This is a genomic window from Sphingomonas sp. BRN-1R (assembly GCF_057748035.1).
Window position 1 is genome coordinate 3,079,894 of the sequence record NZ_CM173236.1, and the last position, 23,052, is coordinate 3,102,945.

The window sequence follows — 23,052 nt, forward strand, 5'->3', positions numbered from 1 at the left end:
ATCAGTCGCCGAGCTTGTCGATCTTTTCGTTGAGCTTGCCGAGCTCCGCCTTTAATGCGGCGATTTCCTCGTCCTTGCTCAAGGCGGTGGCGCCTTCGGCCGGCTTGGCCGGGGCAGCGGCGGGTGCGCCGGCCGCACCGGGCTTGAACGCCTGCGTCGCCGCTTCGAACATCGCCATGTTCTGCTTGGCGAGTTCGGCGAAGGGGGAGTTTGCGAAAGCCCCCTCCACCGCCGATTTGAACTGGAGCTGGTTGCGGCGGAAACTGTCCATCGACGCTTCGAGATAGCCCGGCACCATCGCCTGCATCGAATCGCCGTACATCGCGATCAACTGGCGCAGGAAATTGACCGGCAGCATCGTCTCGCCGCGCGCTTCCTCCTCCATGATGATCTGGGTGAGGATGTTGTGCGTGATGTCCTCATCGGTCTTGGCGTCGACCACCTTGAAGTCGCGCCCCTCACGCGTCATCGCGGCAAGGTGTTCGAGCGTGATGTAGGACGAGGTTTCGGTGTTATAGAGCCGGCGGTTCGCATACTTCTTGATGATCGCCGGGCCATCGCCCGTATTGTGTTTTTTCATGACGAAAGGCTCCGCGCCCAAGTGGTTGATCCGCGTCTAACACCATTCGTTACTGCATCGCAACACGGACCGCGACCGCTGCCGCTATTCCTTGAAATGCTGCAAGCGCAAACCGCGGAATCGCCCGAACGCCGCGCCGCAGCACTGGCGGGCCTGCGCGCGTTTCAGGAGGCGCCGCGTGGGCGGGCGCGCCGTCCCAAGCCCGCGCGCTTTCGCAAGGGCCGCGTGCGGCTGCGCGATTACGGCGCAAGAGAAACGGGTGTGCGTCCGCTCATCGTCGTGCCCTCGCTCATCAACGGCGCGCAGATCCTCGATCTTTCGGCGGAAGCGTCGCTGCTCGCATGGCTCGCCACGCAAGGGGTGCGCCCGTTGCTGGTCGACTGGGGCAGCCCGCCGCCGCGCGATCGCGGCATGGATGTGGCGCAGCATGTCGAACGGCTGCTGCTGCCGCTGATCGCGAAAGTGACCGAACGCTACGGCGAGCCACCGGTGCTCGCCGGCTATTGCCTGGGCGGCACGATGGCGCTTGCCGCCGCCTGCGCGTCACGCGTGGCGGGGCTGGCGCTGATCGCGGCGCCGTGGCGCTTTGCCGGTTTCGGGCGGGGGCGCGGCGACATCGCCGCCTTGTGGAACGCCGCCAAGCCTGCCTGCGAACTGATGGGGCTGGTCCCGATCGAGGTGTTGCAAACCGGCTTCTGGCGGCTCGACCCCGCCAAGACGATCGCCAAATACGAGATGTTCGCACGCATGGAGCCGGGCAGCGCCGCGCAAAAGGCGTTCATCGCCATCGAGGACTGGGCGAACGGCGGCGCGCCGTTGCCTTATGCCGCAGGCCGGCAGTTGATGGAGGATTTCATTGCCGCCGATCTGCCGGGCAGCGGCGGTTGGCGCGTGGGCGGTACGGTCGCCGATCCGGCAAGGCTCGAGTGCCCCGCGATCGATTTCGTCTCGCGCAACGACCGTATCGTTCCCGCCGCCAGCGCCGCCGATCTGCCCGACCGGCACGACGTCGCGGCGGGCCACGTCGGCATGATCGTCGGCAGCCGCCGCCGCACCGAGCTGTGGGAGCCGCTTGCGGGCTGGCTAAGCGCCCTGCCCCGCCCTAAATAGCGCGGCAACGACCGTTCACCTACCGGAGAGCCAAAGATAATGACCGATATCGTCATCACCGCCGCCAAGCGCACGCCGGTCGGCAGTTTCCTCGGCGCGTTCGCCGCCGTGCCCGCGCACGAGCTTGGCCGTCAGGTGATCGAGGCAGCGCTCGCCCAGGCGGGCGTCGCGGGTGAAGACGTGTCGGAAGTGATCCTCGGCCAGGTGCTGACCGCCGCGCAGGGCCAGAACCCGGCGCGTCAGGCGTCGATGGCGGCGGGCGTGCCCAAGGAGGTGCCCGCCTGGGGCGTCAACCAGGTGTGCGGCTCGGGGCTGCGCGCGGTGGCGCTGGCGGCGCAGGCGATCGCGACCGGCGACGCGACGATCGTCGTCGCGGGCGGTCAGGAAAGCATGTCGATGTCCGCGCACGCGCAGGCGATCCGCGCGGGTCAAAAGATGGGCGATCTCGCGCTGGTCGACACGATGGTGAAGGACGGTCTCACCGACGCGTTCAACCAGTATCACATGGGCATCACCGCCGAAAACCTCGCCGAGCAGTACCAGATCACCCGGGCCGAGCAGGACACGTTCGCAGTGCGCTCCCAGAACCTCGCCGAAGCGGCGAAATCGAGCGGGCGGTTCAAGGACGAGATCGCGCCGGTCACGATCAAGGGCCGCAAGGGCGACGTCGTGGTCGCCGATGACGAATATATCCGCGCCGGCGCGACGCTCGAATCGGTGTCGGGCCTGCGCCCGGCGTTCAAGAAGGACGGCACCGTCACCGCCGCCAACGCCTCGGGCCTCAACGACGGCGCGGCTGCGCTGGTGCTGATGAGCCGCGAGGAGGCCGAGAAGCGCGGCGCCCCCGTGCTGGCGCGGATCGCAAGCTGGGCGTCGGCGGGCGTCGATCCCTCGATCATGGGCATCGGCCCGGTCCCCGCCACCAAGCGCGCGCTGGAAAAGGCCGGCTGGACGATCGCCGATCTCGACCTGATCGAAGCCAATGAGGCGTTCGCCGCGCAGGCGCTGTCGGTCGGCAAGGAGCTCGGCTGGGATGCGGAGAAGGTCAACGTCAACGGCGGCGCGATCGCGATCGGCCACCCGATCGGCGCGAGCGGCGCGCGCGTGCTGACGACGCTGCTCTACGAGATGGAGAAGCGCGACGCCAAAAAGGGCCTCGCCACGCTCTGTATCGGCGGCGGCATGGGAATCGCGGTCTGCGTCGAACGCTGAGCCGCCCGGCCTGAGTCAAACGAGGGGCGTTCCTGCGGGAGCGCCCCTTTGTTTATGCGCTCCACACCCGATCGTAACGGCGGCCGAGCCCGGTCAGCAGCTCATATTGCGACATGCCCGACAGCGCGGACGCCTCCGGCAGCGCATAATCGATCGCGACCCAGTCACCCTCGGCGAGATCGGGCGCGGCATCGACGCGGATCGCGGTGAGATCCATCGACACGCGGCCGAGCACCGGCAGGCGCGCACCGCCCGCTCGGGCGGAGCCACGCTCGGAGAAGCCGCGCCAATAGCCGTCGGCATAGCCGAGGTTGAGAATGGCGACTTCGGTCGGCCGGTCGGCGGTGAACAGCGCGTTGTAGCCGATCACGTCGCCCGGCTGGAGCGTGCGGCGCTGGAGGATCTGCGCCTCGGGCGTCACCACCTGCCGCACCACGCCCGCCAGTTCGCCACGCGGCACGCCGCCGTACAGCGCGATGCCGGGGCGGACGAGATCGAACGCATAGTCGCGCCCGATACCGATCGCGGCCGAATTGGCGAGGCTCATGCGCCCTGCGGTATGCGTGCCGGCCAGCGCCGTGAAGGCGGCAAGCTGGCGCGCGTTGAGGGCCGAATCCTCATCCGCGCTGGCGAGGTGGCTCATCAGCGTGCCGATCTCCAAGCCGTCGAGCGTGCCATCCGAGACGGCTGCGGGCGCGATGCCGAGCCGGCTCATGCCGGTGTCGACCATCACGTCGCAGCGCCCGCCCCCCGCCTCGCGCCAGCGCGCGACCTGCGTGTCGGTGTTGAGCACGGGCCACGCGAACCCTTCGCGCGCGCGCGGCATGTCCTCGGCGCGGACGCCGTGCAGCACCGCCACCGGCAGGCCGAGCGGCGCGAGTACCTCGGCCTCCGCCCAACTCGAGACGAAGAAGTCGCGGCACCCCGCCTCGGCGAGCCGCTTCGCCACGTCCACCGCGCCGAGCCCGTAACCGTCAGCCTTGATCGCCGCGCCGCAGGCGGTGCCGCTCAGCGCCGCAAGGGCGCGCCAGTTGGCGACGAGCGCGGCGCTATCCAGCCGCAGGCGATTGGGTCCGTTCATGGCGGCCGGATTAGCGGCTCGGGCGGCACGATGCCAGTCTTGCGGCGGGCGTGCTCCAGGCAACCGGCGGCTGCCGCTCCATCCGTTCGCACTGAGCGAAGAAGTGCGTGCCCAGAGCGGAGCGCCTGCGACATGTGCTTCGACTACGCTCAGCACGAACGGTGACAGGGCGTCGGCCTTACTGCCCCAGCACGGCCAGAAACGTGTCGACCGGACACACCTGCCCACACCCCGGCACGCTCAACACCTGCTCGACCGGCGCGCCGCCGCCCGCTCGCAAGGCCTCAAGCGGCTGCGCGCGGTAGCTCACCCGCACGAACGTCTTGCCCGCGCCGTCGCGCAGTTGCGCGATCACCAGCGCGCCGCCCGGTGCGGGATCGTCCCCGGCGTAACCGGGCACCGTCCAGTGCACGCCGAGCAAGCCGCCCAGATTCGCGACCTGCGTGTCGTGCCCGGAGAACAATGTCACGCGCGGCGCATGAGGATCGGTCAGCGCGGACCGTATCGTCGGCGTGATCCGCGCGAGATTGGCGCGCGCGACCGGCAGCGGCCGCGCCAGCACGCGGAATTCGAGCGCATGGAACGCCGACAGCGCGGTCACATCGGCAGCGGTGGCGCGGCCGAAGCCGACATCGGCCATCGGCTTGCCATCGGCATATTCGAGCAGCAGCACCTGCGCCGCCGTCGAGGCGACGTCGAGCGCACCGGTCAGCTTGGGGCGCTTGGTCGCGGTGGCTTGCGCAAGCCCGGTCGGCGCCTGCGTGACGCCGCACGCGCTCCTGCCGCCGCACAGGATGCGGTCGAGCCTGCGCAGCAACGGCGCGTACTGCCGGTCGAGCGCGGCGAGTCCACCCGGCCCGACCGCGGCGCGCACCGCCGCGTCCACCGCCACCGGATCGAGCGTGCTGCCGTTGCCCAAGGGCGAGAACACCGGATCGTCGACATCCTGCGGCTTGTGCTCGCTCGGCAGCGTGCAGCCCGGCGCGAAGCCTTGCGCCCAGGCATCGGCGGTGGCGATGGTGCGCTGGTCGCTGTCGGCGACGATCGCGACCGATCCCGCCGCCGGGCAGCCGCTCGCGGGCAGCAGCCCCGCCGCCGCCAGCCCGGTACGATCGGCCGTGCCGAGCGCCGTTACCGCCACGGTGCCGTGCGCGGTGAGCCAGCCCGGCGGCACCGCCCAGTCGGGCCAGCGTTCGGGCGTGACGCTCACCGGCAGCGCCGGCGCCTTGGTCGGCTGGCGGACGCCGTGGCGCATCATCAGCACCACGCGTTCGAGCTTCAGCGCGGGAGTGGTTTTCGCGGGGGCGGACGTGCCCATGCCAGCGACTGCAAGCGCGAGAGCAACCTTGAACCGATGCACCATTCTATGCCCCCTCAGTCCTCATCGTCCGTTCGTGTCGAGTAGGCTTCGAGCCTGTCGAGAAGCCGTATCGAGACAATCGACAGGTCTCTCGATACGCTGTCTCGACACGCTCGACAGCTACTCGAGATGAACGGGTTTGTATCCAATCGCTAGAAGTGCAACTGTACGCCGCCGCGCAGCGAATAGTCGTAGCGCTCGCGTTCGACCAGGAATTGCTTGCTGCCGATGTAGCGCCGCCACGGCGCGTCGGTCAGGTTGGTGCCGTCCGCGAACACCGTCACCATCGGCGTGATCTGATAGCTGGCGTGCACGTCGAGCTGGCCGTTGTTGTCGGTATATTCGTCGCTCGCCGCGCTGCCGCCGAGCAGGTCGAGATAGGCCGAGCGGTAGCTGTACGCCACGCGCGCCGCGAAGCCGTACTTCTCGTAGAACAGTTGCGCGGTGCCGATATCGTGCGACTGGAAGCCGAGCGGAATGTCGCCGCTGCGGATACCCGGCGCGGTGGCATGGCCCTCGACATGCGTATAGTTCGCCGACACGCCGAACCCGCTCAGCACGCCCGGCAGGAAAGTGAACTGCGTCTGCGCGTTCAGTTCGATGCCGTACACCACTTCGCTGTCGGCGTTGATCGGCTGCGACACGTCCGCCGCCGCATAGGTCACGCCCTCATAGGTGACGTTCGTCAGCCGCGCGTTGCTGGTGTAGATCGGATTGTCGATATGCTTGTAGAACAGGCCGATCGAGAACACGCTCTCCGGGCTCGGATAATATTCGAGCGAGGTGTCGAGGTTGACCGACCTGTACGGCTTGAGATCGGGATTGCCGAGCGCGATGCCGGGCACGGTATCGTCTTCGACCACGACATAGGGCGCGAGATCGGGATAGTTCGGGCGGCCGATCGCGGTCGTCACCGCCGCGCGCATCAGCACATTCTCGCCAATGTCCCACTTGGCGTTGAGGCCGGGAAACACGTCGGTGTAGCGCTTCTTGCCGAAGCTGTTGTAGCCGTCGGTCAGCTTGGAAGCGTCGTTCACCACCTTGGCCTTGGTCGTATCCTCGGTGTGTTCGACGCGCACGCCGGGAATGATCGTGACCGGCCCGAACTTCAGCGTCGCCATCGCATAGCCCGCGACGATGCTCTCGCGCACATCGTAATCGCTCGACAAGGAATCGGCGAGCGTGCCGGCAGCATCGACCTTCAGCGTCGAGGGGTTCGCCTCGACATAGGCGCGCGCCTTGTAATAATCGATACGCTGGCCGAAGGTGTACATCCCGTCGTAGAAACCGGTATCGCCGACATAACCGAAACTGGTGAGCGGCAGCACGGTGCTGCCGGCCTTCCAGTCGGTCTTGTCCTGATTGTTGAGCTTCTTGCGATTAAGATACTTGCCGCCGATCTTGATCGAACTGTCATCGCCGAGCGCGATCGGCAGCGTATAATCGACGCGGCCCTGCCACATCTCCTCCGACGCCTGACGGCGATCGAGATTATACTTGCTCAGCGTATATTTGCTCGGGTCGGTGAAGCCGGGCGCGCGCGCGGTGAAGGTATAGGGATCGCTCGCGAGATCGTAATCGACCGTCAACCCGTTCTTGGGCGTCGTGAAGGTGAACTCGCTGCGGGTCGGGTCGGTCTTCACCGCCTTGGTATAGCCGCCCGACGCCTCCAGCGTGCCGCCGCCGACCCTGAACTCGCCGCCCAGCGTCACCGACTTGGTATTGTCATTCTCCTCACGGCGACGCACGAGGATGGTGCCGGTCGCCTTGAAGCTGCCGGTGGTGGCGCCGGTCGGCACGATGCCCGTCTCGCTGCCGATGCGGTTCTGATCGCGCGTCTCGTGATCGGTGAACTTCGAATAGCTCGACCGGATGTAGAGCTTCACGTTGTCCGACGGCCGATAGTCGAAATTGCCGACGATGCCGAGCCGGTCGCGCACGAGGTTATAGTCGCGCAGGCCGTTCTGGTCGGGCAGCCCGGCGGCGCTGTACGCCTCGGAGCCCTGGAAATTTTCCGATTCGATCGGGCGGCGCGAGTAGTTGGCGGACACGACCGCGCCGAATTCCTCGTTGGGGCCGAACCGGCCGCCGACCTGACCATCGGCCTCCCACGGCGTCTTGCCGTTCATCTTGTTCCACCCCGCCGATCCGCGCGCATCGAGGAAGAAGCGCTGGTCGCGGTCGAATGCGGTGAGCGTGCGGATCGCCACCTCGCCACCGATCGCATTCGCATCCTGGCTCGCCAGCAGCGACTTGGAGACGACCACCGACTGGATCATCGCCGAGGGCAGATCGTCCAGTTTCACCTGGCGGCCATCGGGCTCGGGCGCGGGCAAGGTCTGGCCGTTCAGCGTGACGTTGACGAGATTGGGGTCGATGCCGCGGATGATGACATAGCGCCCTTCGCCCTGATCGTTGGCGACCGACAGGCCCGGCAGGCGGCGCACCGCCTCCGCGACATTCTGGTCGGGCAGCTTGCCGACGTCGTTGGCGTAGAGCGCCTCGACCGTGTTGTCGGCGTTGCGCTTCTCCGCCACCGCTTTGCGCTGGCCGGCGCGCGCGCCGGTGACGACGATGTCGGGCGCGCCCGCATCATCGGCGGCGGCAGGCGCATCGACCGCCGGTGCCGCAGGCGATTCGGCATGTGCAAGCGCAGGCACGAAGCTGGCGGCGGCGATCGCACACGCGGCGGCGCGCGCGCCAAGCGCGGTCTTGTTCATCATCGTTGGCGTCCCCCAATGTTCGTTGGGGGCGCGCTAGGCGGGATGTGCGACGGCTACATGACGCCGGCGTTACCGTTCGGTTGCACCTGCGAAGGCTTGCCACGCCCGCGCCGTTCGCGAGGCGACTACTGCGCCGGCGTCTTGCGCACGGGCACCGGCAGGTTGCACAGGTCCGCCGCGCCGGCCGGCACGGTAAAGAACGGCAGGCCGCGATTGGCGCGCGCCTCCAGCGTCTGCGCGAACGCGGGTGCGGCTGGCTTGAGGTACTGGAACGACGGCCGCTCGCTCGCCGGCAGATCGCTCGCGATCGCGATGCGGCGGATCGCGATATAATCCTTCGCATCCTCGTACAGCCCGAGCCCCCCACCCGTTCCGCGTGGCCGTGCGGAGAACGCGGGCATGCCGTCGATCACCCGGCCGACGAGCGCGATGTTGCGGTCGAGGTGGCGCGGCGCATGGCCGATCACGGTGTAGAGATCGCCCCCCGTCCCCACGTCGGGCGCAAGATCGCGCGCGACCCCGACCATGCCATAGCAATGCGGCAGCCACTGTTCGCGCCCGTCCCCCGCCACCGCCCAGCCATCGGCGGTGAAGCCGGTGACCGACGCGTAAGCATCCTTGTACGGGTTGGTGACGATCGGATGCGCGCGCGCCGGCCATTCGTATTCGGCCGGTGGATGAAGCGCGACATCGGCGGCGGGCGGCTTCTTGTTGGTCGCGTCGCCCCATTGCGTGACGTAATCGTCCTGCACGCGGTAGATCGTCGCGTCCCGCCACCAGCCGCTGCGCGCGATGGTGCGGATGTTGGCGACGTGCGCGGGCGCAAAGCCGCTCGCCAGCCAGATCACGCCGCGCTGCCCGTCAACGAAGTCGATCACCAGCAGATCGTCCGCCGCGATCGTCGCCCAGTCGGTGGCAGGCGCCGCATCGGCGATCTGCGCCGCGGTCGGTTTCGGGGCGGGCGCCTGAGGCACGGCGAGGAGCGCGAGCAACGGGAGGATCATCGACATGCCGCCAGCGTGACACGCCCGGCGCGTCCCGCGCAATCCCCGCCACGTACGGCTTGCGAAGATCGCGCAGAGCCTCTAGGGCCAGCCACTTACCAGGGAATGCGGAGCGGTGGCCGAGTGGTCGAAGGCGCTCGCCTGGAAAGTGAGTATACGTCAAAAGCGTATCGAGGGTTCGAATCCCTCCCGCTCCGCCACGGACCATTCCACAGGGGTCCGCAAAAGGCCACTGGTCTCGATTTTTCCTCCTGATTATCGACGCTTAGCAGATCGGTTCGGCCTCGGCCGTCCATTCTCGTCCGTGCCCATCCGACGAATCGGAAGGACGCAAACGAGGTATCGCCGGTCGAAAAACGAGGTATCTCAGGAGAACAGATCGTGCTCACCGATGCGAAGGTGCGAACCGCCAAACCGCGGCCCAAACCCTACAAGCTTTTCGACGCCAATCGCCTGTTCCTGCTCGTCGCCCCCGCCGGCGGCAAGCTCTGGCGCTGGAACTACACCTAGTGATGGAAAGAACAAGACGATGGCATTCGGGGCCTATCCGCTCGTCTCGCTCGCCGACGCCCGCGCCAAGTGCGACGAAGCGTTCACGACGCTCTGCGAAGGCCACGACCCCGCCGTCGCCAAGAAGCTCAAGATCGAAGCCAATCTCGAGGCCGGCCGTCTGACGTTCGAGCGCGTCGCCCGCGAATGGCACGAGAACGCCAAGACGCAATGGGCGAAGGTCCACGCGGCCGACGTCATCCGCAGTCTCGAGCGCGACATCTTCCCCGCCATAGGGACCTTGTCGATCGGCCAGCTCACCCCGCCCATCGTGCTGGGTGCGCTCCGCGAGGTCAAGGCGCGCGGTTCGATCGAGACGGCCAAGCGCATCCGGCAGCGCATTTCCGCCGTCTTCGTCTATGCGATCGCCCAGGAGATCGCGACGCACGATCCCGCCGAAAAGCTAGGGTCAGGACCCATTGATGTGAGAGGCGCGATCTGATTCAGGCTCCGTGAGGAGACCGTGGATGAGCGACCTGTACTGGCTGACGGATGAGCAGATGGCGCGCCTGCAGCCGTACTTCCCCAAGAGCCACGGCAAGCCGCGAGTGGACGACCGGCGGGTGCTGAGCGGCATCGTCTTCGTCAATCGCAACGGGCTGCGCTGGTGTGATGCGCCGAAGGACTATGGCCCGCACAAAACTCTCTACAATCGCTGGAAGCGGTGGGGCGAGAGGGGTGTCTTCCTGCGCATGATGGAGGGGCTTGCGGCAGCGGAAGCCGTACCGAAAACGGTCATGATCGACGCGACCTACCTGAAGGCACACCGCACGGCATCGAGCCTGAGGGTTAAAAGGGGGCCTTGGACGGCTGATCGGCCGCACCAAAGGCGGCATGAACACCAAGCTGCACGCCGTCAGTGATGCGGACGGGCGGCCCTTGAGCTTCTTTATGACCGCCGGGCAGGTCAGCGACTACACCGGCGCGACAGCGCTGCTCGACGATCTGCCCAAGGCACAGTGGCTGCTCGGCGACCGAGGGTATGACGCCGACGGGTTCAGGGACGCCTTGGAAGCCAAGGGCATCCAGCCCTGCATCCCAGGCCGCAGATCGCGCAATGAGCCGGTCAGATACGACAGGCGCCGGTACAGGCGCCGGAGCCGCATCGAGATCATGTTTGGCAGGCTGAAGGACTGGCGCCGCGTCGCCACTCGCTATGACCGGTGCCCAACCGTCTACTTCTCTGCCCTCGCCCTCGCGGCCACCGTCATCTTCTCGCTATGACCAATGAGTCCTGACCCTAGCTTCCGGCATCCCTTCATCTTCGGCGTCAAGGCAGGCACGTGTGAACAGTCGGCTTAGTCAATCGGGCAGCAGATCAGTTGACGATCCGGTCGTGTGCGACGGGACGACCTCAACCTCTTGCTGCACCAGACGCATCATGCCGGCCACTACTCCTGCAGGTTTTGGAAACCGGTGTCAAAATTATTGCATCAGGCTAATTCTTTTGCGAAGCAACGTATGATGTCGGCTCGTCGACCCCGAGAGTTGATCCGACACCAGTGCCCGCAAAGCATAAAACAGGAGCGGAAAGGATGAGGCTCGATCGGCGAGGTTTTGTTGGCGCCGCAGCCGCCGGTCTCGTTGCCGGCCCGCTCCAGGCTACCAGCGAAGCGGCGACGCGCCTCGCCGTTCCTGACGAGGGCTGGAAGCTCTGGATCGATCGTGAGGCGCGCTACATCGATGATCATATATACCTACCCTCGCAAGTCGATCTCTCTATGCTGCCGGTCAACCCGCCGAGTGCAGGCTGGGGCGTATTCGACACTGCGCGTGCATTAACCGTCACGCTGCCGACCACCGTCGAGCAGCATCTGTGGGGTGCGTTCGGCGAGCGGCCGTATACCGCCGACGAATATCGCTATGGCGGAGAGGATGTCGTGCCGCAGAACGGCGCGTATCGCGGCGTGTCCTGGTGGTTTCGCACGCTCGACTTGCCCGTGCGACTCAGCGGGCGGCGCGTGCTGCTCAACCTGCGCGGCGCGCGGATGCGGGCGGAAGTGTATCTCAACCGGCAGCTGGTCGGCTATTCCATCATGTCGGAGCTGCCGATCACCTGCGACCTGACGACAGCGATGCGGCCGGGCGCGGCCAACCAGCTCGCGATCCGCATCACCAATCCGGGCGGGCGGTTCGATTGGCGCGACGGCAGCGCGATCGAATGGGGCGGCGTGAAGCTGTACCTTTCGCACGGCTTCGGCGGGCTCGATCGCGGCATGACGCTGACCGACCATCCTATCGCTGGCCATATCGCCGATGCCTGGGTGCTCAACACGCCCGATCCGCGCCGCGTGACCGGACATGCAGAACTGTCGCTGCGCGATGTGCCGGCCAGCGCCGAGGCGCTCCGCGAGGGCGCGCGGGTGACGTTGCTCGACGCCGCCGGAGCGCCGGTCGCGGCGGAGACGACGATGGAGGCGGTCGCGCTCGACGGCAAACGCGCCACGCTGCGCTTCGCAGTCCATGCGCCGGCGGCGCGATTGTGGGATCTCGCCGATCCGGTGCTGCACCGGCTGCGGTTCGACTGGGGTGGCGATACGCGCACGGTGCGGTTCGGCTTCCGCTGGTTCGCGCCGGAGGGGCTTGGCAGCGACGCGGTGCTGCGGCTCAATGGGCGGCGCGTGCGGCTCTACTCGGCCATCTCATGGGGCTATTGGGGCTATAACGGGCTGTGGCCGACGCCTGCGCTCGCCCGGCAGGAGGTCGCCTCGGCCAAGGCGCTCGGGCTCAACTGCCTGCATTTCCACCGCAACGTCGGCAAGACCGAAGTGCTCGACGTGCAGGACGAACAGGGCCTGCTGCGTGTGATGGAGCCGGGCGGCGGCCGCTTCGCGGTCAGCAAGGGCGGCGACCTTTCGGCCGCCGATCGGTTCAGCCGCGACTTCCTCGTCGAGAAATGCGCGGCGATGGCGCGCGCGTTCCGATCGCACCCGTCGCTGGTGCAATATACCGTGCAGAACGAACTCGGCGCGAACCTCGCCAACCCCGACGTGCAGGCGGTGCTGCGCGCGATCCATGACGTCGATCCGAGCCGCACCGTCATCCTCAACGACGGTTTCGTCCAGCGCGGCGCGGCGCAGGCGATGTACCTGCCCTATAGCGACACCTATCACCGTTCGGACAAGGAGCCGTGGGGCGGCTGGTGGGACAATCACCAGGGCGCGGGCGACCAGTGGTACGACAAGTTCTACGTGTCGAAGGACGATTACGTCCACCGCCAGACCGGCAAGCCCTTCATCGTCGAGTTCGGCGAGATGGAAGGCTGCGCGGTCGCCGACAACCATCCGGCGATGCTCGCCGATATCGCCAGGAACGCACACGGCCGCTCCTATGACGCGGGCGATCACCGCGCGATCCTCGCCGGCACCGACGCGTTCCTCGATCGCTGGGGCTTCCGCCGCGCCTTCCCCACCGCGGAAAGCCTGTTCCTGTCGATCGGGCGCAAGTGCTACGAGTCGTGGCAGAACTATCTGGAGAACATCCGGCTCGGCGAGGCGGTCGACGTGGCATGCATCAGCGGCTGGGAGTCGACCGCGATCGACAACCATTCGGGCATCGTCGACGTGCTGCGCGGCTTCAAGGGCGATCCGCGCACGGTGCGCGCCAGCCTGCTGCCGGTGCGTCCGGTCGCCAAGCAGCGGCGGCTGACCTACGCCACCGGCGAGGCGGCCGAGCTCGACCTCTATCTGTTCAACGACACGCCCCTGCCCGTCGCCGGCGCGTTGACGCTGTCGCTGATCGATCCCGACGGCATCGCGCGCGAGATCGGCCGCTACCCCGCGCCTGCGCAGTCGGCCGACCAGTTCAGCTATCTGCTCGCCGAACGCGTGGCGACGCCGCTGCTGGTCAAGCCCGGCGCGCATGTCGTGCGCTTCGCGCTGTCGGGGCACAGCGAGGCCGATTTCAGCCGGACGCTCTGGGTGGTCGATCCCGCGCCGCGCCTGCCGCGTCGGTCACGGATCGCGGTGGCGGGCGTGGCGCGCTCGCTGCGCGCGCGGCTCGCGCAGATGCCGGGCGTCACGGTCGAGGAGTTCGCGCCCGGCCAGCGTTATGACGGCATCGTCGCGCAAGGCCTCGCCGCCGACGAGATCGCGCGCCGCCAGATCGGCGAGGAGACCGGGCTGGAGGCGCAGCCCACCAAGGGCGCCGCGCCGAAACTCGTCCCCGGTGCGCTGAGCGACGCGGTGCTGGCGGCGGTTCGTTCGGGCACGCCGCTGGTGGCTTTGGTGCCGGAGGACGGGCTCGCGCAGGGCGTGGCGACGCAGCTTGCCGGGCTCGGCCTGTTCCGCTTCGACGGGCTGGTCGGCACCTTGCGCGCGCCGTGGATGGGCAACTGGAATTATCTGCGCGCGCACCCGCTGTTCGCGGGCATTCCCGCCGACACCGCCGCCGGATTGCTCCACCAGATCGAGGCGCAGCCCTCCAACGGCCTGATCGTCGAGGGTGATGGCGTCGAGGTGATCGCCGGCTACAGCCGCGACCATGATCGCCGCAACGGCGCGTCGAGCTTCATCGCCAGGCAAGGCGAGATGCGCGTGCTGGTCCACCGCATGCCGGACATGGTCGCGCCGCTTCAGCAGCGGTTTCTGGCCAATGCGGTCGCATGGCTCGCCAAGGCCTAAGGGGGAGATGACGATGAAGCCTTTGATCCTGCTGCTCGCCGTCCTGTTCGCGGGCGGCACCGCCTCCGCCGCTGAACTCACCGTCTCCAAGGCGGACGGCGCGCGCTATCACACCGTCCAGTCCGCGATCGACGCATTGCCCGACACGGGCGGCGACATCGCCATCGCGCCCGGCACCTACCGCGAGAAGATCGTGGTGCGCAAAGCCGGCGTCCATCTGCGCGGGCTGAGCAAGACGCCCGATCAGGTCGTGCTCGTCTATGGCGACAGTGCGGCGACGGCGGGCGGCACCTTCCGCTCGGCGACGCTCGATTCGAGCGGCGACGATTTCCGCCTCACCAACCTCACCGTGCAAAACGACTGGTGGCTCGACCCCGCGCACGCGCCCTCGCAGGCGGTGGCGCTGTTCGTCACCGGCGACCGCGACGTGTTCCGCCGCGTGCGCCTGCTCGGCCATCAGGATACGCTCTACGCCGCCAAGCCCAAGGACGGGCGGATGGCGCGGCAATATTTCCGCGACTGCTATGTCGAGGGACATGTCGACTTCATCTTCGGCAACGCCAAAGCCTATTTCGACCGATGCGAGATCCACGGGCTTGCCGCGCCTGAGGTGATGTACACCGCGCAGAGCAAGAACGCGCCTGACGAAGACAGTGGCTATGTGTTCGACCATTGCGTGCTGACTGCCGACCGCCAAGCCGGCGAAATCTCGCTCGGCCGGGCATGGCGCAAATATGCGAGCGTGGTGTTCCTCGATACCGAGATCCGCGCGCCCGTCATCAAGGCGGGCTGGCGCGAATGGACACCGGGCAAGACCGACACCTTATCGACCGCCTATTACGCCGAGTATCGATCGACTGGACCGGGCGCGAGCCCGCGGACGCGCGAGCCGCTGTCGCACCAGTTGAACAACGCGGACGCGCGAGCATGGCGGCTGGCAGCTTTCTTCAAACGAGACCTTGGCTGGTTGCGGCGATAATGAAGAAGCGGGCGAGAAACATAGACGATAAGTCGGTGGCTTGGGGAAGTTGATGCTGATGCGGGCGGACCATCGCACCTGCGTCGGTGATCGCCTACGACCATGATCCACCGCTGGTTCGTTCGCTACTGCAGCCGTCGGTTACCGCTCAGCTGGTCGGCTCCATCGGGCATAGGCTGTGGCCACAGCCAACCCGGAGTTGCCAAGCCAAGCATAGCCGTTGCGCCGCTCCAGGCTGATTTCGTTTACATCATCATGAACGGAGCGATCGCGATCGCCGTAGATCGGCTGTCCCGTCGTCGGATCGTAGAAGCGCGCCCACAACGGCCCCGCCCCCGGCTGCTTTGCCAGACGGCGACCTCCTGATGTATTGGCGGGCAACCAGACGAGATCGTGCAACGCATGGCCGGCGAACCACGACGCTCCTGCGACGATCGCGTCGCGCATCGCAGGTGACGGGTGCGCCTGCTTCATCAGGAACCGCAACACCGCCGCGCTTTCGCCGGTAGCCAGCGCGATCGGCTCGAAATTGCGTGCGCCGACGGGCGCGAGGGTGAGCGGGTCATATTGCTGTGCCCAGATCGTGCGCTGCTTGCCGACCAAGACCTGCGTGGCGAGCAACGTGCGGAACGCGCGTTCGACGGCGCCGGCCGCCGCCTGGCGCAGTTTTTGAGGTACGAAGGCATAGTCGCCCTCGCCTCTGGCCACGCGCTGAAGCAACTCCGTCACCTGAAGCATCGCATCATCATTGAGTGTCAGCGCATCGTGGTAGCTTCCTTGCAGCGGATACACTTGCGGCCATCCGCCATCGGGGAACTCCGCCTGAAGCAGATACCGAACACCCTTCAAGAATGCCGCGCGGTACGGCGCCCCCTTCGCGCCGGGGCATTGCGCCTGGACCTTCGCGAGGAAGCTCAGCTCGGTCGTGGTCGCGTCGTTGTCGATCGTGCCGACGAAGCTCCAGCCGCCCGCGCCGTCCTGCGCCTCGTATATGCCGGCACGTTCGTCATGTGCGATGAAGGATTGCCCGGGTTGCCGCGGCGGCGCGCGTCGATCCTGGTTCTTGCCCCACCCGCCGGTCGGCGTCTGGAAGCTGACGATGTTGTTGGCGATCGCCAGCGCCTGCGTGGTTCCGTACCAGCCGGCGTCCAGATCGAGCGGCATGATGACGTCATGCCCCTTCGCTTCGGGCGGAGGCGCCGGCGGCGTGCCGACGCCACGCCGTTCGGCAGCGAGCACGGCCTTGTCCTGCGCCATGCCCGCAGCGGAACGCGCGAGATAGGCTTCCCAGCGACGGCGGGACGCCTCCGATAGGCTTGCCAAACGCGCGCTCGACAGCGCCTGGGGCGTTTCGGTACGCCCTATCACCGAGCCGACGACGGGTGTCGTGCCCGCCAGACACAGCAGCCCCGCAATGACAGCGGATCGCACCAGCGAAGCGCGACGCTCCACTTGATCTGGCCCGGATGCCCCGCTTGCCCGCTTGATCAGACCCACGAAACGCCAAGGTTTTTCGGATCGCTCGCTCGTGTTGACCTTCGCCACACCTCTCTCTCCTTAGCTTCTGCCGTCACCGCGTGCATCTCAACGTGCAAGCGGAACCGTGTTGTTGAGCATCGTCACTTCGGTCGTATCGTTGGGCAGGCCGAGCCGCACCGAGAGCGGACCGGAGGCATGTGCCGGTATCGACAGGCGCACCCGCGCGGTCTTGGGCAGAAGATCCAGCGGCGCGGCCAGCGGCGGGATCGCCACGCTGGCCAGCACGCGGCCGGTGCCGTCGACCAACGTCGCGGTGCCGCCCGCCGCCGGCTGCGCGCCGAGGCTGTGGACCGTCACGCTTACCCGGCTGCCGCTGACCGCCACATCGTCCGCGCCGATGCCGAGATCAGGGCGGTCCGCTACCGGCGCGGCCTTCTGCGTCAGCGCGAAATCGTACACGGTCAGGGTGTGCGGCGCGAACGCCACGTCAGTGCCCGCGCTCCGCTCCAGCGTGAGGCTCGTCGCCGGGCCGGCCGGCGCCAACGTCTTTCCGCCATCAGGGCTGGTCGAACGCGCCACCTGCCACATTCCGGCCGTCACGTCCCAGCCGGTCATGCGGGCGGTCTGCACCCGGTCGCTCGCGTTATAGGCCATGACGCGGAACCGGTCGGGCGTGGCACCCGGCAGCAGGATCGCGACCTGCTCGCCGCCATCCGGTTCGGCGAAACGCCAGCTTACCGTGTGGCCCGGCCATTCCTGCCCGCGCACCAGCGCCACCCCTCCGAGCCGTTCGCGCTGGAGAATGTCCATCGCCGATTCGACGCGATCGCTCCACCAATGCCCTTCGGTCATCATGTAGAGGCGCTGCGTCTTGGTGGCGATCGAGGCGGCGTGGAGTTGCTCCAGCGGCGCAAGGTCGCCGCTCGCATCCCATGCGACATAGCGCGAATAAGCGTCGTCGCCGCCCTTCTCGAGGATCGCCTTGCGCCACGCACCCCCCACCGGGGCGAGCGCGAGCGCGTCCTCGTTGATCGCCGCAAGCGTGCCGGTGCCGCTCCTGGCGACGCGCGCGGCGATCGGGCGAAGATATTTGGCGTCGCCGCTCAGCCGATAGGCGCCCCATGCCGTCTGCATCGGCGTCTCGATGCCGCCGCCGTCACCGACCCGCTCCGCATCGGTCTGCCAGTTGATCTCGTTGGGGAAGCTCCAGCCGCCGTCAGCGCCCTGCTTGCCGTGCGCGAGCCAGCCGTCCATCACCCCCGTCACCTGCCCCTTCGCGACCGGATTGCCGTTGTAGAGGCCGACCAGCATCGCCGGTTGCAGCATGTTGAACGCATAGGGCTTCTGCCAGGCCCAGGCAGGATCGCGGTAGATTTTGCGCGCGCCGTACCAGCTCGATGCGAAGTGCATGTGCCCGGCCGGGTTGACCAGCAACACGTTCCGCATCGCGCGCACCGTGCTCATCAGCCGCTCGACCGCCTTGGGCTCGCCCCAGTTGAGGTACAGCCGCTCCCCGTTCGAGTTGATGCCCTCCTCATAGACGTGCAACTCGTCGGTGGTGATGTAGCCGAGCCCGTCGACGATCATGCCGTTGCGATACACCGCATCGGACAGCGCGCGCAGCGACGCGTTGATCTTGTCCGGCTCCACGCCCATCAGCGCGAGGCCGGGCCATTGCTCGGTAAGATCGGTATCGTCGGAAATGCCGCCGCCGAAGTCGCCATAGGGCACCTGCCGGTTGTCGATCCACCAGTCGACGAAGCGCTTCGACAGCTTGAGATCCTCGATCTGCCGGAACGCCCACACCGGCATGCCCGCTGGCGCTACCGGCTGCACGACCGGCGGCGCATTCTCCGGACGGTAGTTGATGTCGGACCAGTAGGTGCGCGCCAGCGCATTGTCGGGGTCGACGCGCAGCAGGTCGCTGATGTCGGCGAACACGCGCGCATACAGGCCCTCGCGCTTGGAGGCGGTATGCTCCTCGACCAGATAGCCCCAATTGTCCTTCACCTGATTGAACCGGTCAGCGACATGCTCCTTCAGCGCCTCGGCACGCGGTTTGAACACGAGGCGCAGCTTGGCGCCGTTCAGGCTCTGCGCGTCGAAGTCGGGCGCGGCGGAGGCGATCGTCAGGTACAGGCCGTTCGGCGGCAAGATACGGTCGCGCAGGTCGAGCCAGAGCGTGCGCGCCTGGCCCGGCTTTACCGACACCGACACGTCGATCATGTCGCGCCCCGGCCACAAAGGGTCTTTCACACGAATGTTGAGCGGCACCAGGCCGCGTGCATCCGGCGTGACCTTCAGCGCGGGCAGGTCGATCGCAATGCCGTCGAGCCCGTCGTTGAGGTTCTGCCAGCCATAATCCCACGCGCGCGCGAGCGGCTTGTCGGCATAAGCGTCGGCGAACGTCGCGGGGATCAGGACGTGGACGATCGGCATCGCCCCCGCCACCCGCCGTGCCACCCCACCCGCACCCGCCGCCCCTGCGCCGATCGCCGCCTTCACCCCGCCAGAGGGCAAAGCAAGCACGGTCGAGCGCTCGTCGGGCGCGAACCGGCCGGCGATATAGGCGTTGAGCGGGGCGAGCGACGCCATGTCGGGCGCGGCGGCGGCGTCGATCGTGTAGGAGAGTTTGAAGCTGCCGGCGGGCTCCTCGCCCGCGCCGACGTCATAGGCCCAGATTTCCTGGATCGGCTGTTCCTGCATCGTGTTGACGAACGAGAGCGCGCCGCCGGTGCGGGGCGCGAAGCTGTCGAAGCTGCGCACCACGCCCTTCGGCCGTGTCGCCAGCGTCGTCGCGCCCTTGTCGCCGGTCCAGTCGAGCGTGCCGTACGCCGCGCCGCGGATCTCGACGCGGTTGACGGTCTCGCCCGCCGGAACGGTCAGGTCGTAGCGCTTGCCGCCTTCGACATAGACGTTCCAGTCGGGCAGTTCGAAGTAATCGTCGCGGCCGGGCAGGCGCGAGCGGTTATAGACGCCCGGCCATGTCGTCTCGGCGATGCCGTCGACGCCCTTCCACATCCATTCCTTGAGATCCTTCGCATCGGCGAACTCGACCTTGCGGATGCGCGTGACCGCGTCGGTGAGCGGCGGCGGCGCGGCACGATCCCAGCCGTAGCGGTGCAGCCACGCGGTGCGGCGCGCGCGGGCGTCGGCTTGGGGCGTTCCGGCCGGCGGCTCACCCTTGGCGGCGAGCGCGGCGATCCCGCCGGCGCCCAGCATGCGGTCGTACACGCGGATCTCGTCGAGATCGCTGCCGCGCATGAAATGGTAGCGGCTCTGCACCTGATGCGGCGAGATCACCCGCCCCGCCATGCCGAACTGGTCGAGCCCCGCATCGAGATCGGCGGCCTGATCTTTGCGCGCAACTTCCTTGCCGTCCACGTACAGACGCACGCCGGTGGTCTCGTCCCACGCAAAGGCGATGTGCCGCCATGCGTCCGCCGCCGGCAGGTCAGGCATCCGCCACGACACGCGGACGCGCGACAGGTTGGCGTCGGTGACGAAGGCGTCGAAGCCGTGGCCGTTCCAGTCGATCCGCAGGAACGCCATGTCCCAGCTGGTGTGGTCGGCAAAGCCCGCGCGGAAGATCACGAACGGCGCCTCGCCTACGCCCTCGCGCGGGCGCCAGAAGAACGCCAGCGTGCCGCGTGCCGCGCGCATGTTGCCGGGTGCGCGCCACGCGACATAGCCATCGTCCGCCCAGCGCGCGGCGCCGCCGATCGCGCCATCGGGCACGACCGTCACGCCGGAGCGGAAATTGGGCTGGGGATCGCCGGCCGCGACATCCGCGGTCATGCTCTTGTCGGCGGAGACGCGGAACAACAGCCCGTCCGCATCTTGCGCCCGCGCCGGCGCGGCGGCGAGCGCAAGCACGCTGGTGGCGGCCAGCACGGCGGTACGAATGCCACCCCAGGCGCGACCGTCCAAGTGGCAGGGCGACACTTCCGCTATCGTCATCGCGTCTCTCCGCTGGCCTCTCAATACGCGCCGATCACGCACTCTACAGCCATGCTGCGATCGAAACGCGCGACCACGCGGTCCCCGACCGCGACCGGGTGGACGCCGGTGACCGCGCCGGTCGAAATCCACTGACCCGCCTCGACGGGGATGCCGCGTGCGGCGCACGATTCGAGCAGGAAGCGCACCGCACCGAACGGCCCGTCGAGCATCGTCGCGGTGGTGGCGCTGCCGATCAGCGCGTCGTTGATCCACAGTTCGACCAAACAGGCATCGAGATCGAGATCGCGCCAGGTCTCGACAGCCGCCCCGACGATCAGGCCGTTGTTGTTGCCGAAATCCGAGACGGTAACGGTCGGGCCGTGATCGTTGATGCCCGGGAACGGCGAGCTGGCGATCTCGATGCCAACGTGCACCGCGTCGATCAGAGCGGTAGCTTCCTGCGTGGTGTAGGTCGTCTTGGCAGGATCGGGCGCGGTGCCGATGCGCAGCAGGAACTCGGCCTCGGCCGCGCCGAAGCCGTCGGCGAAGATCGGCATGGTCAGATCGTCGGCCGCTTCCACGACATGGCCGGCGAAGATCGGCCCGGCAAGTCGATCGACCCCTTCGAAAGGCGGGCTGATCTTGCCGACCTTCCACCCGGCGATGCGCGCACCCGACGTCAGCGCGATCGCGCGATCCTGCACCGCATAGGCATCACCAAGCGTCGTCGGCATCTCTCCCGGAAACTGCGGCAACCCGATGCCGCTGCGGCGTGCATCGATGAACGCCCGCGTAATGCGGTCGACATTCCCTTCCAGCGTCATCGCCGGCCCCTCTCCTGTTCTTGCCGTGGATCATGCAGGATATCAGAAACCGGTGTCAATGTCCGTTTTCGTCGTAATGAGTACTGGAGAGGGACGCTTGCCAAATGCACTGACACCGTTTTACCCTCGCCTTGCTGAATTCAAGACGGGCCCGGCCCGCTGCGCCACTGGGAGAAAGACATGACCCTTCGCCAAATTGCGGCCGCACTGCCTCTCGCGATGCTCCCGTTCGGCGCGCACGCCCAGATACGGCCTACCGTCCTCCCGGCTCCCGCCGTCGCCAATCCGCTTCCGGCAGTGGCGGACGCGGCCGCGCGGGCGGCGATAAAGCCGATCCGCCCGAGCAAGATCATCCTTGTCGGTGACTCCACCACGCAGGTCGGTAGCGGTTGGGGCGGTGCGTTCTGCGCCAGTCACGTGACGTCGTTCCTCGCCTGTGTCGACCTCGCGCGCGGCGGGCGTGGCACATTCGATTATCGCGCGGAAGGATCGTGGGCGGTCGCGCTCGGCGAGATGCACACGCCCGGTTACGTCCACACCTACGTACTGATACAGTTCGGGCATAACGATCAGCCCGGCAAACCCGGCCGCTCCACCGACCTTGCCACCGAGTTCGGCCCGAACCTGCGCCGTTACGTCGAGGAGGTTCGGGCGGCGGGCGCGATCCCGGTGCTGGTGACGCCGCTCACCCGGCGCGCCTTCACGAACGGCTCGCTCCGCGACGACCTTGCCGCCTGGGCGGACGTCACCAAACATGTCGCGGCGGAGATGAACGTGCCACTGGTCGATCTCCACGCCACCTCCGTCGCGGCGGTGCAGGCGATGGGGCCGCGCGCCGCGCTCGACCTCGCCGAGACGCCGCCGCCGGCCGCGTTCTACACCGCCGCCGACACCGGCACGACCGTCCCCGCCCCCGCCGCTCCGAAGGCGGCACCGACCGCGACCGAAGTGTCGGAAACTCCGCAGGCTCACCCGACCGTGGTATTCGACTACACGCACCTCGGCCCCAAGGGCGCGGCGCTGTTCTCGCGGCAGGTCGCGTTCGAACTGGCGCGCGTCGTGCCGGATCTAAGGCCGATGCTGCTGCCGTAAGGATCACGCCTACGCCATAGGGGTTCGGTCTCGGACAAACTGGACGTCGCCGGCCAGCCGCGAGCGTCTCGCACGCGCCGCCAAGCTATGCCTCAGGCAGCCTCAACGCGCACGAACGTCGCACCGTTCAACGCCACCATGTTGGCTAGCACCTTCGATCCGAAACGGGCGGCGGCTCATCCAATCTAGGTAGGCGCGCGAACGCCATGGTCGTGCCTTGAACGGCCGCTGGAACAGGCCGGGCGATGCTCGTCAGCACGACCCCGGCCGCTTCATGAACGATTTGTCATTTGATGCGCATCGAAGACACGCGCAAAATACCGCAAATAGAACGTCTCGATATAGAAGATGAACCGGGAGAGAGAACGACGTGCCTACGCGTCTATTATCGTCAGCAGACCTGCGCGCGCCAGCTTGCCGGTCGGCAACGTCACCACAGGCCCGGCGCAGATCGGTTTCCGGCACTGTGGACGTAGCGGCGCTGTTGCTTTCACC

16 protein-coding genes and 1 tRNA gene are annotated in these 23,052 nt (G+C 67.4%); 9 read left to right on the forward strand and 8 right to left on the reverse strand.

Going from position 1 to position 23,052, the window contains the following annotated elements; translation table 11 throughout:
* Position 1: 1 nt before the first annotated feature.
* Positions 2–580: a polyhydroxyalkanoate synthesis repressor PhaR gene (gene phaR, locus AC3ANX_RS14425; RefSeq protein ID WP_488333954.1), complete on the reverse strand. Its 579-nt coding sequence runs from the start codon at positions 578–580 to the stop codon at positions 2–4.
* A gap of 96 nt (positions 581–676) precedes the next feature.
* Between phaR and AC3ANX_RS14430 the strand changes: the two genes are divergently transcribed.
* Positions 677–1,690 (forward strand): alpha/beta fold hydrolase, encoded by a 1,014-nt coding sequence (locus AC3ANX_RS14430; RefSeq protein WP_488333955.1) that lies wholly within the window; start codon positions 677–679, stop codon positions 1,688–1,690.
* Between the two features lie 39 nt (positions 1,691–1,729).
* A complete protein-coding gene (locus tag AC3ANX_RS14435) occupies positions 1,730–2,902 on the forward strand; it encodes an acetyl-CoA C-acetyltransferase (RefSeq protein WP_488333956.1) in 1,173 nt (390 codons plus the stop codon).
* Between the two features lie 52 nt (positions 2,903–2,954).
* Here the strand turns inward: AC3ANX_RS14435 and AC3ANX_RS14440 are convergent, their stop codons facing one another.
* The 4 genes from AC3ANX_RS14440 to AC3ANX_RS14455 all read right to left on the reverse strand — a co-directional run bounded on the left by AC3ANX_RS14440 (position 2,955) and on the right by AC3ANX_RS14455 (position 9,076).
* Positions 2,955–3,983 (reverse strand): alanine racemase, encoded by a 1,029-nt coding sequence (locus AC3ANX_RS14440; protein ID WP_488333957.1) that lies wholly within the window; start codon positions 3,981–3,983, stop codon positions 2,955–2,957.
* Between the two features lie 178 nt (positions 3,984–4,161).
* Positions 4,162–5,301 (reverse strand): histidine-type phosphatase, encoded by a 1,140-nt coding sequence (locus AC3ANX_RS14445; RefSeq protein ID WP_488333958.1) that lies wholly within the window; start codon positions 5,299–5,301, stop codon positions 4,162–4,164.
* Between the two features lie 194 nt (positions 5,302–5,495).
* Positions 5,496–8,066, reverse strand: a complete 2,571-nt coding sequence (locus AC3ANX_RS14450; RefSeq protein ID WP_488333959.1) for a TonB-dependent receptor — start codon at positions 8,064–8,066, stop codon at positions 5,496–5,498.
* A gap of 125 nt (positions 8,067–8,191) precedes the next feature.
* Complete coding sequence (locus AC3ANX_RS14455; protein WP_488333960.1) at positions 8,192–9,076, reverse strand: peptidylprolyl isomerase; 885 nt, start codon at positions 9,074–9,076, stop codon at positions 8,192–8,194.
* Positions 9,077–9,179: 103 nt separating this feature from the next.
* Here AC3ANX_RS14455 and AC3ANX_RS14460 point away from each other — a divergent pair.
* From AC3ANX_RS14460 to AC3ANX_RS14485, 6 genes are all read left to right on the forward strand, one after another.
* Positions 9,180–9,270, forward strand: a tRNA-Ser gene (locus tag AC3ANX_RS14460).
* 181 nt (positions 9,271–9,451) lie between these two features.
* Positions 9,452–9,580 carry an Arm DNA-binding domain-containing protein gene (locus tag AC3ANX_RS14465; RefSeq protein ID WP_488333961.1) on the forward strand — a complete coding sequence of 43 codons (129 nt, stop codon included), beginning with the start codon at positions 9,452–9,454 and terminating at the stop codon, positions 9,578–9,580.
* A 19-nt stretch (positions 9,581–9,599) separates the two neighbouring features.
* Positions 9,600–10,061: a tyrosine-type recombinase/integrase gene (locus AC3ANX_RS14470; protein ID WP_488333962.1), complete on the forward strand. Its 462-nt coding sequence runs from the start codon at positions 9,600–9,602 to the stop codon at positions 10,059–10,061.
* A 25-nt stretch (positions 10,062–10,086) separates the two neighbouring features.
* Positions 10,087–10,843, forward strand: a protein-coding gene (locus AC3ANX_RS14475; protein WP_488333963.1) for an IS5 family transposase whose coding sequence is annotated in 2 segments (ribosomal slippage) — positions 10,087–10,412 and positions 10,411–10,843 — 759 coding nt in all. Because the reading frame shifts where the segments join, the coding sequence is not laid out codon by codon here.
* Between the two features lie 311 nt (positions 10,844–11,154).
* Positions 11,155–14,241, forward strand: coding sequence for a glycoside hydrolase family 2 TIM barrel-domain containing protein (locus tag AC3ANX_RS14480; protein ID WP_488333964.1), 3,087 nt, complete (start codon positions 11,155–11,157; stop codon positions 14,239–14,241).
* Between the two features lie 13 nt (positions 14,242–14,254).
* Positions 14,255–15,220: a pectinesterase family protein gene (locus AC3ANX_RS14485; RefSeq protein WP_488333965.1), complete on the forward strand. Its 966-nt coding sequence runs from the start codon at positions 14,255–14,257 to the stop codon at positions 15,218–15,220.
* Between the two features lie 141 nt (positions 15,221–15,361).
* Here the strand turns inward: AC3ANX_RS14485 and pelA are convergent, their stop codons facing one another.
* The 3 genes from pelA to AC3ANX_RS14500 all read right to left on the reverse strand — a co-directional run bounded on the left by pelA (position 15,362) and on the right by AC3ANX_RS14500 (position 21,465).
* The gene (gene pelA / locus AC3ANX_RS14490; RefSeq protein ID WP_488333966.1) at positions 15,362–16,651 is read right to left on the reverse strand and encodes a pectate lyase; all 1,290 of its coding nucleotides are present in this window, start codon (positions 16,649–16,651) and stop codon (positions 15,362–15,364) included.
* Between the two features lie 153 nt (positions 16,652–16,804).
* The gene (locus tag AC3ANX_RS14495; RefSeq protein ID WP_488333967.1) at positions 16,805–20,659 is read right to left on the reverse strand and encodes a LamG-like jellyroll fold domain-containing protein; all 3,855 of its coding nucleotides are present in this window, start codon (positions 20,657–20,659) and stop codon (positions 16,805–16,807) included.
* 20 nt (positions 20,660–20,679) lie between these two features.
* Entirely contained in the window at positions 20,680–21,465 is a 786-nt protein-coding gene (locus AC3ANX_RS14500; protein ID WP_488333968.1) for a 2-keto-4-pentenoate hydratase, read from the reverse strand.
* A gap of 180 nt (positions 21,466–21,645) precedes the next feature.
* Between AC3ANX_RS14500 and AC3ANX_RS14505 the strand changes: the two genes are divergently transcribed.
* Positions 21,646–22,557: a rhamnogalacturonan acetylesterase gene (locus AC3ANX_RS14505; protein ID WP_488333969.1), complete on the forward strand. Its 912-nt coding sequence runs from the start codon at positions 21,646–21,648 to the stop codon at positions 22,555–22,557.
* The last annotated feature ends 495 nt before the right edge of the window (positions 22,558–23,052 follow it).

Bases quoted from the DNA above. Each gene is read 5' to 3' on its own strand.
- AC3ANX_RS14500 (WP_488333968.1), bottom strand. From the start codon at position 21,465: ATGACGCTGGAAGGGAATGTCGACCGCATTACGCGGGCGTTCATCGAT.
- AC3ANX_RS14455 (WP_488333960.1), bottom strand. From the start codon at position 9,076: ATGTCGATGATCCTCCCGTTGCTCGCGCTCCTCGCCGTGCCTCAGGCG.
- AC3ANX_RS14430 (WP_488333955.1), top strand. From the start codon at position 677: ATGCTGCAAGCGCAAACCGCGGAATCGCCCGAACGCCGCGCCGCAGCA.
- AC3ANX_RS14480 (WP_488333964.1), top strand. From the start codon at position 11,155: ATGAGGCTCGATCGGCGAGGTTTTGTTGGCGCCGCAGCCGCCGGTCTC.
- AC3ANX_RS14440 (WP_488333957.1), bottom strand. From the start codon at position 3,983: ATGAACGGACCCAATCGCCTGCGGCTGGATAGCGCCGCGCTCGTCGCC.
- AC3ANX_RS14495 (WP_488333967.1), bottom strand. From the start codon at position 20,659: ATGACGATAGCGGAAGTGTCGCCCTGCCACTTGGACGGTCGCGCCTGG.
- AC3ANX_RS14450 (WP_488333959.1), bottom strand. From the start codon at position 8,066: ATGATGAACAAGACCGCGCTTGGCGCGCGCGCCGCCGCGTGTGCGATC.
- AC3ANX_RS14445 (WP_488333958.1), bottom strand. From the start codon at position 5,301: ATGGGCACGTCCGCCCCCGCGAAAACCACTCCCGCGCTGAAGCTCGAA.
- AC3ANX_RS14435 (WP_488333956.1), top strand. From the start codon at position 1,730: ATGACCGATATCGTCATCACCGCCGCCAAGCGCACGCCGGTCGGCAGT.
- AC3ANX_RS14485 (WP_488333965.1), top strand. From the start codon at position 14,255: ATGAAGCCTTTGATCCTGCTGCTCGCCGTCCTGTTCGCGGGCGGCACC.
- AC3ANX_RS14470 (WP_488333962.1), top strand. From the start codon at position 9,600: ATGGCATTCGGGGCCTATCCGCTCGTCTCGCTCGCCGACGCCCGCGCC.
- phaR (WP_488333954.1), bottom strand. From the start codon at position 580: ATGAAAAAACACAATACGGGCGATGGCCCGGCGATCATCAAGAAGTAT.
- AC3ANX_RS14505 (WP_488333969.1), top strand. From the start codon at position 21,646: ATGACCCTTCGCCAAATTGCGGCCGCACTGCCTCTCGCGATGCTCCCG.